This window comes from Auraticoccus monumenti, from assembly GCF_900101785.1.
In the GTDB taxonomy this organism is placed as follows: domain Bacteria; phylum Actinomycetota; class Actinomycetes; order Propionibacteriales; family Propionibacteriaceae; genus Auraticoccus; species Auraticoccus monumenti.
The window spans coordinates 472,769-484,851 of record NZ_LT629688.1 but is presented as its reverse complement, the minus strand read 5'-3'; the positions used below and the strand labels follow the sequence as shown (position 1 = coordinate 484,851).

General features: G+C 73.6%; 10 protein-coding genes and 1 pseudogene. 3 read left to right on the top strand and 8 right to left on the bottom strand.

The window, feature by feature from the left end:
* Positions 1-5 precede the first annotated feature (5 nt).
* Positions 6-863: a PRC and DUF2382 domain-containing protein gene (locus tag BLT52_RS02255; RefSeq protein ID WP_090590233.1), complete on the bottom strand. Its 858-nt coding sequence runs from the start codon at positions 861-863 to the stop codon at positions 6-8.
* A 604-nt stretch (positions 864-1,467) separates the two neighbouring features.
* Here BLT52_RS02255 and BLT52_RS02250 point away from each other — a divergent pair.
* Positions 1,468-1,857, top strand: coding sequence for a hypothetical protein (locus tag BLT52_RS02250; protein ID WP_090590231.1), 390 nt, complete (start codon positions 1,468-1,470; stop codon positions 1,855-1,857).
* Positions 1,858-1,921: 64 nt separating this feature from the next.
* Here the strand turns inward: BLT52_RS02250 and BLT52_RS02245 are convergent, their stop codons facing one another.
* The 3 genes and pseudogenes from BLT52_RS02245 to BLT52_RS02235 all read right to left on the bottom strand — a co-directional run bounded on the left by BLT52_RS02245 (position 1,922) and on the right by BLT52_RS02235 (position 6,075).
* Positions 1,922-3,625 carry an FAD-binding oxidoreductase gene (locus BLT52_RS02245; RefSeq protein ID WP_090590229.1) on the bottom strand — a complete coding sequence of 568 codons (1,704 nt, stop codon included), beginning with the start codon at positions 3,623-3,625 and terminating at the stop codon, positions 1,922-1,924.
* 188 nt (positions 3,626-3,813) lie between these two features.
* Positions 3,814-4,659: pseudogene (locus BLT52_RS21340) on the bottom strand (lysophospholipid acyltransferase family protein); the annotation flags it as partial.
* Positions 4,660-4,833: 174 nt separating this feature from the next.
* The gene (locus tag BLT52_RS02235) at positions 4,834-6,075 is read right to left on the bottom strand and encodes an endonuclease/exonuclease/phosphatase family protein (protein WP_090590224.1); all 1,242 of its coding nucleotides are present in this window, start codon (positions 6,073-6,075) and stop codon (positions 4,834-4,836) included.
* Between the two features lie 162 nt (positions 6,076-6,237).
* Between BLT52_RS02235 and BLT52_RS02230 the strand changes: the two genes are divergently transcribed.
* Positions 6,238-6,978 carry a hypothetical protein gene (locus BLT52_RS02230; protein WP_090590223.1) on the top strand — a complete coding sequence of 247 codons (741 nt, stop codon included), beginning with the start codon at positions 6,238-6,240 and terminating at the stop codon, positions 6,976-6,978.
* A gap of 111 nt (positions 6,979-7,089) precedes the next feature.
* Here the strand turns inward: BLT52_RS02230 and BLT52_RS02225 are convergent, their stop codons facing one another.
* Both BLT52_RS02225 and BLT52_RS02220 read right to left on the bottom strand, forming a co-directional pair.
* On the bottom strand, positions 7,090-8,109 hold the full coding sequence (locus BLT52_RS02225; protein WP_090590220.1) for a Gfo/Idh/MocA family protein: 1,020 nt from the start codon (positions 8,107-8,109) through the stop codon (positions 7,090-7,092).
* A gap of 20 nt (positions 8,110-8,129) precedes the next feature.
* A complete protein-coding gene (locus BLT52_RS02220) occupies positions 8,130-8,903 on the bottom strand; it encodes an SDR family NAD(P)-dependent oxidoreductase (RefSeq protein ID WP_090596198.1) in 774 nt (257 codons plus the stop codon).
* A gap of 129 nt (positions 8,904-9,032) precedes the next feature.
* Between BLT52_RS02220 and BLT52_RS02215 the strand changes: the two genes are divergently transcribed.
* Positions 9,033-9,812 carry an SDR family oxidoreductase gene (locus BLT52_RS02215; protein ID WP_090590218.1) on the top strand — a complete coding sequence of 260 codons (780 nt, stop codon included), beginning with the start codon at positions 9,033-9,035 and terminating at the stop codon, positions 9,810-9,812.
* A gap of 50 nt (positions 9,813-9,862) precedes the next feature.
* Here BLT52_RS02215 and murQ read toward each other — a convergent pair whose 3' ends face one another.
* Together murQ and BLT52_RS02205 are read right to left on the bottom strand one after the other, a co-directional pair.
* Positions 9,863-10,765 carry an N-acetylmuramic acid 6-phosphate etherase gene (gene murQ, locus BLT52_RS02210; RefSeq protein WP_090590215.1) on the bottom strand — a complete coding sequence of 301 codons (903 nt, stop codon included), beginning with the start codon at positions 10,763-10,765 and terminating at the stop codon, positions 9,863-9,865.
* Positions 10,766-10,808: 43 nt separating this feature from the next.
* Positions 10,809-11,993, bottom strand: a complete 1,185-nt coding sequence (locus BLT52_RS02205; RefSeq protein WP_090590214.1) for an acetate/propionate family kinase — start codon at positions 11,991-11,993, stop codon at positions 10,809-10,811.
* Between the last annotated feature and the right edge of the window lie 90 nt (positions 11,994-12,083).

Here is a 12,083-nt window from a genome sequence, read left to right as displayed (position 1 = left end):
GCGGTTCAGCGGGTGGGGCCGTCGTGGCGGGTGTCGTCGTCGACGCCGGCGGTCTCGATCTGCTCCTTGCGGACCTCCTCGGAGATGGTCTGCTGGTCGGTCACCGTCTCGGTGCCCAGGCGGACGCGCTCGACCGGCACGGCCTCCTTGTCGACCACGGGGCGCTCCTCGTGCAGGACGACCTCGTGCTCCTCCTCGGAGATGGCGGGGCCGTCGAGGGCGTCACCGCGGTTGGCGTCGGTGATCGGCTCGCGCTCGACCCGGACCTCCTCGCGCTGCACGGGCACCGTCTGGGTCACGTTCTCGGTGACCACGTACTTGCGGAGACGGGCACGCCCGGCCTCGCGGCGCTCGGTGCCGACGTGCAGCTGCTCCTCGGAGCGCGTCATCGCGTCGTCGGTGGTCGGGCCGGAGGTGTCGTGGCCCTCGGTGAAGCCGGCGCGGGTGTCGGTGCCGTGGGCGTCGGTGCCGTGCGTGTCGGTGCCGTGGGTGTCGGTGCCGCGGGTGCGGTCCACGTCGTCGTACCCGCCGGTGCGGGTGCCGCCGCCGACGCCGTAGTAGTCGTACAGCGTGGCCTCCTCGGCCTCGGACAGGTGGCCGTCGGGGTCGACACGCGGGGCGTCCTTCACGCGGGCCTTGTCGTACTGGACCACCAGGTCGTCGCCGTCGATGCGGGCGCCCTCGAGGGGCACGAAGGACTCGGAGGTCCCGAAGAGCCCGGTGTTGACGGTGACCCAGCTGGGCTGGCCGCTGGTCTCGTCGAGGTAGATCTGCTCGGCGGTACCGATCTTGTCCCCGCTGCTGTCGTAGACCTTGTTGCGGCCGCCGATGAAGCGCTGGGCCTGCTCAGTGTTGATCGTCATGCGATGCACCTCTTGTCGTCGTGGCGTACACGGACGGAGTTGACGCGCCGTGTGGGGCTACCGGAGCGAGTCGTTGCTCTCTCACGGCGTCCCAGCAACAGGGGTACCCAGAGGTGTCGAGAGCCCACACGACGACAGGAAAAGACCAGGTGCCCTTCGCTCACGTGCCAGGGCTCGGGGAGGGCAACGGCTGGTCGGGTTCGTCTGACTGACGAGCCGTGCCCGATCGCCCAGCGACTGCATCCGCAGGACACGGGGCGTGGCGTCGGGACCGCCGAGACGGGCCCTCGCGCTCAGCACCGCCCGGTCGGGCCAGGACGAGCGGCCCTGAGCCGGCCCGGGCGACGACCCCGCGGCGAGCCGACGGTGCCGACCGTGACGGTCTGATCACCGTCACCGCCGACGTGTCACGACCGACGGTGTCGGCCGGGCACACGCCCTCCCCTCGGTCGTCGGCCCTCAGCGCACAGCACCCCGGTCCCACCAGGTGAGCCGATCGGGGCGCGGACGTGAGCGCGCGGCGGTGGTGGGTAGGGCCGGTGCACGAGCGAGGCACACCCAGCCGAGACGAGGACCCCATGAGCACCGTCGGAACGGAGGCTCCATGAGCCTCGACCTGCGTCGCGAACCCGGCACGGTCGCCAGCGGGCTGCTCCGCACGGGCTCCTTCACCGCCGTCCTGGACGAGGACGTCTGGGCCTGGTCCAGCGAGCTGGTGGCCATGCTCGGGTTCACCGAGCACCCGGTGGAGGCGACCACCGAGATCTTCCTCGAGCACGTCTGGGCCAGTGACCGGGCGTCGGTCTGCCAGGCCCTGGAGGAGGCGACGGGCGGTCCGACCGCCACGATGGCCACCCTGCTGACCGAGGCCGGGCGCCCGCTGTCGGTGGTCCTCAGCGCCCAGCCGGCCCCCGGCCACGAGCACATCCCGGACTGGTTGACCGGTGCCGTCCAGGGCACCGTGGTCGACCTGGGCGACCGCTTCCGCGGCTGAGCCACCGCGGCCCGCCGGGCCCGGGACGCCCCGACCGGTGGTCAGGGGGTCCCGGGAGGGGCGCTCACTGCTCGGACAGCACCGAGACGCCGGGGGTGCCGGTGTGGACGATCTTGCCGGGGTTGAGGTTGTGCTTGGGGTCGGCGAAGTCCAGCAGGCCGCCGATCAGCTCCTGACCGGCCGGGGAGACGTCCTCGGCCAGCCACGGCGAGTGCTCGACCCCGACGCCGTGGTGGTGCGAGAGCGTCCCGCCGGAGCGGATGAACTCGGACTGGATGGCCCGCTTCACCACGTCGTACTTCTCGATCACGCCCGGCCCCTCGTGGGCCACGGCGAAGGTGAAGTACAGGCAGGCGCCGGAGTGGTAGTTGTGCGAGAGGTGGCACATGATGTAGCCCTGGCAGCCGATCTCGGCGAAGGCCCCCTCGGCGGCGGCGATCACGTTGTCGTAGAGGGGCTTCAGCTTCGACCACGGGGCTGCGGTGTCCGACACGTCGGCGGCGGCGCCCCGGTCCAGCAGGAAGTCGCGCAGGTAGGGCGTGTCGAACTTCTTCTGGTCGTAGAGCACGCCCGGGCCCTTGCCGACGACGATGCCGCCGTGACGGGTGACGATCTCACGGACCAGCCGCTGCTGCAGGGCCACGTGGGACCGGCTGCCCTCGAAGCCGATGAAGCTGAGGCACAGCTTCTGCAGGTCCCAGCCCTTGCGGGTGAGGTAGGCCATCAACCCCTTCGTGACGTACTTGCTGATGCCCTTGCTCTTCTTGGACGTGGCCAGCGAGAACTGGGTCTCGCGCTCGTCGGAGACGCGGCCCACCAGCGGGGTGGCGTCGGACTTGTGGATCTCGCGCAGTGCCTCCAGCCCGGTGGCGAAGTCGGGGAAGAAGTACCCGAGCACCACGCGCTCCTCGGCGACGCGCTTGACGTTCACCCAGGCCTCGGTGATGACCCCGAGACGGCCCTCGCTGCCCAGCACCATCTCGCGCACCGACGGGCCCGTGGAGGAGCTCGGCAGCGGCCGCAGGGTGAGGACCTTGCCGGGCATGGCCATGGTCAGGCCGCGGGTGATGTCGGCGATGTCGCCGTAGCGGTCGGACTGCATGCCCGAGGACCGGGTGGCGATCCAGCCGCCCAGGGTGGAGTGGCTGAAGGAGTCGGGGAAGTGCCCGATGGTCCAGCCGCGCTGCTGCAGCTGCTCCTCCAGGTGCGGGCCGAGGGCGCCGGCCTGGATCAGGGCCAGCCCGGACTCCTCGTCGATCTCCAGCAGCTTGTTCATCCGGCCCAGGTCGACCGACACCACCGTGCGGGTCTCCCCGCGCGGCACCTCCAGGGACCCGGCGATGTTGCTGCCGCCCCCGAAGGGGATCAGCACGGCGTCGGCGGCCACCACGGCGTCGACCACCCGTGCCACCTCGTCGGTGCTGTCGGGGTAGACGACGACGTCGGGCATCCGGCCGAGCTCGCCGCGGCGGATCCGGATCAGGTCGCGGACGCTCTTGCCGAAGGTGTGCACCACCCGCTCCATGGCGTCGGTGGTCACGTACTCCTCGCCGACCAGACCGGCCAGCGTGCTGCGGAGGTCGTCGTCGAGCCGGGGCTCGGGGACGTCGAGCTCCTCGAAGCGCAGCGGCGGTCGGGCGGCGGGGGTGGTGACGTCGATGCCCACCCGCTCACGCACGAACGGGGCGAACTTCGGCTTGTCCTCGTGGTGGAAGGAGATGCCGTCGAGGCCCCACCCCCACCACTTCATGTGCTGCACGCCCTTCATGACGTCTCCTCCTCGTCCGCACTGCTGCGGTCCTCGTCGCTGCGACGCCTGCGCGTCCGGTCCCGGTCCTGGTCGCCCCGACCCCGCTCGGGGACGCGCGGACCGCGGCGGACCAGCCGCGTGCCCATCCGGCGCAGGCCAGGCACGAGGAGCTGTCGTTCGCGCGTCCTCCGCGGCGTCCCGTCCTCGCCGTCGTCCTCCGGCGGTGCGGCGGGGCCCTCGGTGGCCACCGTCTCGCCCGAGCCGAGGGACTGCTGCGCCTGCTCCTCGATCACCTCGCGGGTCTCGTCGTCGCCGCGGGCCAGGAGGGCCTCCCGCGCCTCGCGCTCGGCGGCCAGGCTGGCGTACTCGATCAGGCGGGGGAGACCGACGGCCAGGGCCGTCTGGTCGTGCATGTCGCTGATCACCTTGGCGATCCGCTCGGAGAAGCGGGCGGCGGCCTCACCGGGACGCGCCCACATCGGGCTGCCGATCACCACGTGCACCCGCGGACGTCCGCGGCGCACCCAGCCCGTGCCGTGCGGCATGGCCTCGTGCGCGCCGACCAGGGCCACCGGGATGCACGGGACGTTGCGGCTGATGCACAACGCCGCCGCACCGGGCTTGAAGCGGGCCATCTGGCCGGTCCGGGAGCGGGTTCCCTCAGGGAACAGCAGCAGCGGCACGCCGTCGGAGAGCAGCTTGCCGGCCAGCCCCTTGCGGTTGCGGGTGCCGCCGCGCTCCACCGGGAAGGCGTTGAAGAACAGGGCGGTGGGGGCGGACTTCCACCAGCTCTTGAAGAAGTAGTCCGCCGCGGCACCGGCCGCCAGGTAGCGGGAGAGCCGGCGCGGCAGGGCGCCCATGATCAACGGCGTGTCCAGGTGGCTGCTGTGGTTGGAGACCACGACGTAGGGCCCGCTGAAGTTGTCGAGGTTCTCGCGACCGTGGACCTGCACGTCGGTGATGGCCCAGACCACCGGGCGCAGCAGACCCCGCTGGGCCACGAATCGCGCCCCCGCCTGGGTGCGCGACGTGTAGCGCTCTCTGCCTGGCACCCGCTCAGAGTAGGGCCCCGGGCCCAGCGACGCATTCTGGGCCGGACCCCGGGCAGGGCAGGTGGATGCCCTGCCACCTGGTCGCCGCGGTGGGCGTCGACCGGCCGCCCCCTCCCTCGTGGCGGACGTCGACCGCGAGGGAGGGCGGCACCGTACCGACCGGCTGCCCGGCGCTCAACGGGCCCCGGGCACACGCACGTCGACCCAGACCAGGCGGTGGTCGGAGGAGGGGAACGGGAAGGTGCCGGTCAGGCGGGACAGCGGGTCGTCGCTGGTCGGCCAGAAGACGCCGGCGTCGACGGTGCGCAGCTGGCGGCTGGGGAGCACGTAGTCGACGCGGATGTTGCCCGGCGGCTCGGCGAAGTCGGCGGTGTCCTGGGCCGGCGGGGCGGTGTGCAGGAGGTTGGGCCCGCCCTGCAGCTCCGTGGCCTCGACCGCGCCCTCGCTGGTGGGGACCTGGCCGCTGCCGACCTTCGGGTTGTCCAGCAGCTGGCTGATCGAGCCGGGCAGGGAGTCCCCGTCCTCGGGGTCGGAGTTCTGGTCGCCGGCCACCACGAACATCGAGCCCGGCCTCAGCCCGCCGCGCACGCCCTCGTCGTCGTAGACGTAGCGCGACGCGCTGGGGCCGGAGACGTAGTCGGACCAGAAGCGGATCTCGTCGCTGTTGCGCCGGCCGTTGCGGTCCTCCGGGCCGTCGAAGACCGGCGGCGTCGGGTGGCTGGCCAGCAGGTGCACCTGGCGCTGGCCGATCCGGATCGGGACGTCCCAGTGCGACTTGCTGGACAGCCGGACCTGCTCGAGCTCCTCGGCGTCGAAGAAGTCGGCCGGCTCGGGGGTGCTCGGGTCGTCGGGCAGCAGGGCGCCGGGCATGTCGGCCCAGCGGAACAGCTGGAAGGTGCGGACGTCCTCGACCGCGATCGGGTGCCGGGAGTACACGACCATGCCGTACTGGCCGGGGAAGACGCCGAAGCCCCACGCGTCGTCCGGACCGCCCACCGTGCCGTCGCCGTTGAGGTCCAGACCGCTGGGGACCCCGGTGTTGACCGGGGCGCTGAAGGAGTACGGGTACTCGATCGGGTCGGCCCCGTCCTGGGAGCGGCCCAGGTAGTTCTCGGCGAAGAGGTCGACACCCCGGCCGGCGGCGTCGTGGTCGAACTCCTGCAGCAGCACCACGTCGGGCCGGTTGCGCTGCACGATCTCGGCGATGGTGCGGGCCTGCGCGTTGTCCGGCGTGGACAGGTCGGCGACCAACCCGCCCTGCGTCGCCCGGTTCAGCGAGGCGTTGAAGGTGGCGAAGCGCACCGAGCCGGGAGGGGCGGCCTCGGCGGGCTGGCTGGACCCGACGGCGATCGAGGAGGCGCCCAGCAGGGCGGTGGCGGCGACGGCGGCCAGCTGGCGTGACGTGCGGTTCGGCATGGTCCGACCCTGCCAGAGGGGACCGACAGCTTCCGCCGCGACGGGTGAACAGTGGGTGACCGTCTGCGTCGCGTCCTCGAGCGGGCGGGATGCCGCTGGATCACCCGCGTCGGGGTGGGGGTGCAGTACGTTCGAGGTCAACCTGTCGAGAGTGGAGCGGTCATGGATCCCGTCGTCATCGTCATCATCGTGGTCGCCGTCGTCCTGCTGGCGGTGGTCCTCGTCCTGCTCCTCACCCGTGGGCGCAAGGCGGCCAAGGCCAAGGAGGCCGAGAGGCTGCGCGAGCGCTCCGCCGAGCAGCAGCTGCAGGTCCGGGAGAGCGACGCCGACGCCCGCAGCGCCCAGGCGGAGGCCCGCCGCGTCAAGGCCGAGGCCGACCGCCAGGCCGCCGAGGCCGAGCAGCAGGCCGCCGAGGCCGAGCGCCGCGCCGCCGAGGCCGAGCGGCTGCAGGCCGCCGCGGGTGAGAAGGAGTCCGCGGCCTCGGCCCGCCGGGCCGAGCACGAGGAGACGCTGCGCCGGGCCGCCGAGCTCGACCCCCGCGGCGGCTCTGGCGACGGCGACCAGCACGGGCGCCCGGCGCACGACCAGCAGGACCACGACCTGCACCGCGACGACCACCGGGGTCATGACGAGCAGGGCCGCGACGCCCGCCACGGTCACGACGAGCACGACCAGCAGCAGGGGCACCGCTCCCTCGGCGAGCGGCTGACCGGGCACGGCGACCAGGGTCGCGACGACCGGCACGAGCACGACGAGCAGCAGGGGCAGCGCTCCCTCGGCGAGCGGCTGACCCGTGACGACCGCTCCACCGGTGGCGCCTACGCCGCCGACCCCGGTGACGCCCAGCGTCCCCAGCACGCCTCCGAGGACGACCGCCCGGGTCCGGACGCCCCGCGCCGCTGAGCCGCCCGGTCAGGGGTCCGCAGCGCAGGCCGGCCGAGCCTCCCCGGGGTCAGCGGAGCGCCCCCGCCCGGCGCCGCGGGCGGGGGCCGACCCGGACGGCGTCGTCCGGGCTCACTCCCCGGGGTAGCGCACGCCCACCTGGCGCCGGGCCTCGTCGAGCACGCCCATCACGTCGCGGGTGTGCTGCCAGCTCATCCGTGGGCTCTCCCGCTCACCGGCGGCGATGCGGCGGGCCGCCTCAGCCACCTGGAACTGGAACCCGCCCTCGATCCTGCCGTCCAGCTCGCGGGGCTCGCCCTCGTGCGGCACCACGGTGACGGTGGTCGGCGTGAAGAAGGTGCGCTCCACCTCGATCCGCCCGGTGGTCCCGCTGATGCACGCCGCGTTGGGCGTCCGCGACCACAGCGTGGTGTGGGCCACCCCCTGGGCGCGACCGGGGTAGCCGAGGGTCAGCGCGACCTGGCCGTCCACCCCGGTCTCGGTCAGCGAGCCCGAGGCCGACACCGAGGACGGTGCCCCCAGGACGTCGAGGACGAAGGACACCGGGTAGACCCCGAGGTCGAGCAGCGCGCCGCCGGCCAGCGCCGGGTCGTACATCCGGTGACCGGGGTCGAGCGGGAAGGCCTGCCCGTGCTGCGCGGTGACCGAGATGACCTCCCCGATCGCCCCGTCGGCCAGCAGCCGGTGGATGGCGGCCACGTGCGGCAGGTGCCGGGTCCACATGGCCTCCATGGCGAACAGACCCCGCTCCTCGGCGACGGCCAGCACCCGCTCGGCCTCGGCCAGGTTGCGGGTGAAGGCCTTCTCGACCAGCACGTGCTTGCCGGCCTCGAGGGCCATCAGCGCCTGCTCGGCGTGCTCGGAGTGGGGGGAGGCGACGTAGACCGCCTCGACCTCGTCGTCGGCCACCAGCTCGGCGTAGCTGCCGTGGCTGCGGGCCACCCCGTGCTCCCGGGCGAAGTCGGCGGCCCGATCGGCGCTGCGGGAGCCGACCGCCACCACCTCCGAGCGGGTGTGCTGCTGGACGGCGCGGACGAAGGTGCGCCCGATGCCACCCGGGGCCACCACCCCCCACCGCACCGGGGGTGCTTCGCGGGGGTCCGGCACGGCGTCCAGGACGGACTCGGTCATGTGTGGCCTCTCGGGTTCGGTCAGTGCGGGCGTCGGGAGGAGCTGAGCGCCGACGACACCCAGCGGATGGTGCGGCGCGGGGTGTGGCGGGCCACCTGGATGGCCACCTTCCAGCGTCGGGTGGGGATGCTGATCACCTTGCCGCGGGCGGCGTCGTCCAGGCACTCGCCGACCAGCCGGTCCACGTCCACCCAGGCGATCTCGGGGATCTTCCCGGCGCGGATGCCGGCCCGCTCGTGGAACTCGGTGTGCACCCAGCCCGGCGCGAGCGCCGTCGCCGTGACCCCGGTGCCCCGGAGCTCCACCGCCAGCCCCTCGGTGTAGGCGGTGACCCAGGCCTTGATGGCCGAGTAGTGGCCGAGGGTGACCCACCCGGCGGTGCTGGAGACGTTGATGATCGAACCGCTGCCGCGGGCGCTCATGGCGCGGCCCGCGGCGCCGCCGATGAGCAGCACCGCCCGGCACATCACGTCCAGTGCGCGCTCGTGGGTGCTGGTGTCGGGGTCCAGCAGCGGGCTGTGCAGCCCGAACCCGGCGTTGTTGATCACGAGATCAACTGGCCGGTCGGCGTCCTCGGCGCGGGCGGCCACGGCCCGGGTCTGCTCCACGTCGGACAGGTCGGCACGGAGCACCTCGACCTCGACCCCGTAGACCCGGGAGAGCTCGGCGGCCGAGACCCGCAGCCGCTCCTCGTCGCGGGCCACCAGGACCAGGTCGTGCCCGCGGGAGGCCAGGTGGCGGGCGAACGTGGCCCCGATCCCCGCCGTCGCCCCGGTCACCAGCGCAGTCGTCATGGCGCTCAGGCTAGTGGACAGCACGCCCGGGACCGGGGTCACCACCGCCCGGTCCGCCGCCCGGGACGGTGGCTAGGGTCGTCCCGTGGCGGCCGCCGGACGTCGGGCGCCGAGGGAGGAGCGACGGAGATGAGCATGCAGGACAAGGTGGCCCTGGTGACCGGTGCGGGCTCCGGGATCGGCCGGGCCTCGGCGCGGCTGCTGGCCCGCGAGGGAGCGGCGGTGGCCCTGGTGGGTCGCACCGCGGAGGAGCTCGAGGAGGCGGCGGCCGAGATCGAGGGGGACGGCGGGCGCGCCATCACCCTGCTGGCCGACGTCAGCGACGAGGAGGCCCTGGTCGCCGCCGTGGAGGGGACGGTCCAGGAGCTGGGTCGGCTCGACGTCGTGGTGGCCAACGCGGGGGTGAACGGGACCTGGGCCGGGATCGAGGAGCTCACGGCGGAGGACTTCCGCAGCACCCTGGACATCAACCTCACGGGGACCTTCCTCACCATCAAGCACGCGGTACCGCACCTGAAGCGGCAGGGCGGCTCGGTGGTGGTGGTCTCCTCCGTGAACGGCACCCGGATGTTCTCCAACTCCGGCGCCTCGGCCTACGCGAGCAGCAAGGCCGGGCAGGTGGCGCTGACCAAGATGCTGGCCGTCGAGCTCGGGCCGAAGGGGATCCGCCTCAACGTGGTCTGCCCCGGCGCGATCGAGACCGAGATCTCCGACAACACCGAGGCGGCCAACGAGGACGTCATGATCCCCGTCGAGTTCCCGCGGGGGCAGATCCCGCTGACCGGCGGCGAGCCGGGGTCGGCGGAGCAGGTGGCCCAGCTGGTGCTGTTCCTGGCCTCCGACGCCTCGAGCCACATCAGCGGCACCGAGGTGTGGGTGGACGGGGCCCAGTCCCTGCTGCAGGGCTGATCCGACGGGGTTCCTCCCCCGGACGCCCCGCGGCGACGGCGCAGACCCGCTCAGGCCTCGCCGAGGGCCTCGCGGAGGCGTCCGCCCGCGGCGTCCAGTCGTGTGCGCGCCTCCTCGGCGGAGACCCCCAGCCGGAGCCGGACCACGGCGTCCTTGACCGAGAGGTCGCTCTCGGTCAGGGCCGCGGCGGCCGTCCCGGCGTCCACGTCGGCGATGCGCTGCACGATCCCGGTGGCCCGGGCCACCAGCTTCTCGTTGGACGCCCGGACGTCGACCATCAGGTTCCCGTAGGTCTTGCCGAGCCGGACCATCGTGATGGTGGAGATCATGTTGAGCACCAGCTTCTGCGAGGTGCCGGACTTGAGCCGGGTGGAGCCGGTCACCAGCTCCGGGCCCACCACCACCTCGATCGGTCGGTCGACCGCCGCCGAGAGCGCCGAGCCGGCGTTGTTGGAGAGCCCGACCGTCAGCGCGCCGGCCGCGCGGGCGGCCTCCACGGCGCCCAGCACGTAGGGGGTGCGGCCGCTGGAGGCGATGCCCACCACCGCGTCGTCCGGGCCGACCCCGAGCCCTGCGACGTCCTCGCGGCCGAGCTCGGCGGAGTCCTCGGCGCCCTCCACCGCGGTGGTCAGCGCGGTCGGCCCGCCGGCGATCAGACCGGTGACCAGCCCGGGCGGGGTGTTGAAGGTGGGGACGCACTCCGAGGCGTCCAGCACCCCGAGCCGCCCGGGCGTCCCGGCGCCGACGTAGACCAGCCGCCCGCCGCGGGCCATCCGCTCGACCACGGCCTCGATGGCCGCGGTGATCTGGGGCAGGGCCGCCTCGACGGCCCGGGGCACCTCCTGGTCGCGCTGGTTCATCAGGGCGGCGAGCTCGCCCACCGGACGGGTGTCGAGGTCGGCCAGCGACTCGTCGACGGTCTCGGTGGTCAGGGACGTGATGTCAGGGGCCATGCCCGTAGCCTGCCGAACCGCCCCTCCGGGCGCCAGCGACGGCTCAGCCGACCGCCTCCAGCGCCTGCCGCGCGATGGCCAGCTCCTCGTTGGTGGGCACCACGGCCACCGTGACGGGGGAGTCCGGGGTCGAGATGGTGCGGGCGTCCCGGCGGTCGGCGCCGTTGGCCTCCTCGTCCAGGACGAAGCCGAGCGGGCGCAGCCGCTGCACCACCGCCGCCCGCAGCCGGGGGGCGTTCTCACCCACCCCGGCGGTGAAGGTCAGCAGCTCGGCCCCACCGAGCAGGGCGTGGTAGCCGCCGACGTAGCGGACGAGCCGGTGCACGTAGACGTCGAGGGCGAGCCGGGCGGCCTCGTCGCCGGCGTCCACCCGCTCCATCAGGGCGCGGAAGTCGTTGACCCCGCTGAGCCCGAGCAGCCCGGAGCGCTTGTTGAGCAGGGCGTCCAGGTCCTCGGTGCTCCAGCCGGCGCGGGCCAGCGTCAGCACCACGGCCGGGTCGAGGTCGCCGCTGCGGGTGCCCATCACCAGCCCCTCCAGCGGGGTCAGCCCCATCGAGGTGTCCACCGGGCGGCCGCCGTCGACGGCCGAGGCCGAGGCCCCGTTGCCCAGGTGCAGCACGATCTGGCGCAGCTCCGACAACGGCCGGCCGACCAGCTCAGCGCCGCGGGCCGAGACCCAGGCGTGGCTGGTGCCGTGGAACCCGTAGCGGCGGATCCGGTGCCGGGCGGCCACCTCGGCGTCGATGGCGTAGGTGCTCGCGGCGGCGGGGAGGGAGGCGAAGAAGGCGGTGTCGAAGACGGCCACGTGCGGGAGGTCGGGACGCAGCTCGCGGGCCGCGCGGATGCCCGTCGCCGCCGCCCGGTTGTGCAGCGGGGCGAGCACCTGCAGGTCCTCGATCTCGGCCAGCACCTCGTCGGTGATCACGGTCGGCTCGCTGCGGTCCCCGCCGTGCACCACCCGGTGCCCCACGGCCACCAGGTCGACGTCGTCCAGGTGCGGCCCGTGCTCGGCGAAGGCCGACACCACCAGGGCCAGGGCCTCGGCGTGGTCGGCCACCGGTCGGCCGTCGCCGTCGGTGCGCCGGCCGCCGGAGGAGTGGCTGGAGGTCGCGCCGCTCTCACCGATGCGCTGCACACCCCCCTCAGCCAGCACCTCCTCGGAGTCGGCGTCGACCAGCTGGTACTTCAGCGAGGAGGAGCCGCTGTTGAGCACGAGGACGCTGCGCATGACCGGCAGGCTACCCAGCCCGACCCCAGCACCGCTGAACGGACGCTCCTGGCTCGTGGGCCGTCTCGGCACCGTGCTCCGGGCACGTGG

What these genes read in the sequence shown, in the direction of transcription:
- BLT52_RS02230 (WP_090590223.1), top strand. Translation starts at nt 6,238, where the DNA reads ATGGATCCCGTCGTCATCGTCATCATCGTGGTCGCCGTCGTCCTGCTG.
- BLT52_RS02225 (WP_090590220.1), bottom strand. Translation starts at nt 8,109, where the DNA reads ATGACCGAGTCCGTCCTGGACGCCGTGCCGGACCCCCGCGAAGCACCC.
- BLT52_RS02235 (WP_090590224.1), bottom strand. Translation starts at nt 6,075, where the DNA reads ATGCCGAACCGCACGTCACGCCAGCTGGCCGCCGTCGCCGCCACCGCC.
- BLT52_RS02250 (WP_090590231.1), top strand. Translation starts at nt 1,468, where the DNA reads ATGAGCCTCGACCTGCGTCGCGAACCCGGCACGGTCGCCAGCGGGCTG.
- BLT52_RS02245 (WP_090590229.1), bottom strand. Translation starts at nt 3,625, where the DNA reads ATGAAGGGCGTGCAGCACATGAAGTGGTGGGGGTGGGGCCTCGACGGC.
- BLT52_RS02220 (WP_090596198.1), bottom strand. Translation starts at nt 8,903, where the DNA reads ATGACGACTGCGCTGGTGACCGGGGCGACGGCGGGGATCGGGGCCACG.
- murQ (WP_090590215.1), bottom strand. Translation starts at nt 10,765, where the DNA reads ATGGCCCCTGACATCACGTCCCTGACCACCGAGACCGTCGACGAGTCG.
- BLT52_RS02205 (WP_090590214.1), bottom strand. Translation starts at nt 11,993, where the DNA reads ATGCGCAGCGTCCTCGTGCTCAACAGCGGCTCCTCCTCGCTGAAGTAC.
- BLT52_RS02255 (WP_090590233.1), bottom strand. Translation starts at nt 863, where the DNA reads ATGACGATCAACACTGAGCAGGCCCAGCGCTTCATCGGCGGCCGCAAC.
- BLT52_RS02215 (WP_090590218.1), top strand. Translation starts at nt 9,033, where the DNA reads ATGAGCATGCAGGACAAGGTGGCCCTGGTGACCGGTGCGGGCTCCGGG.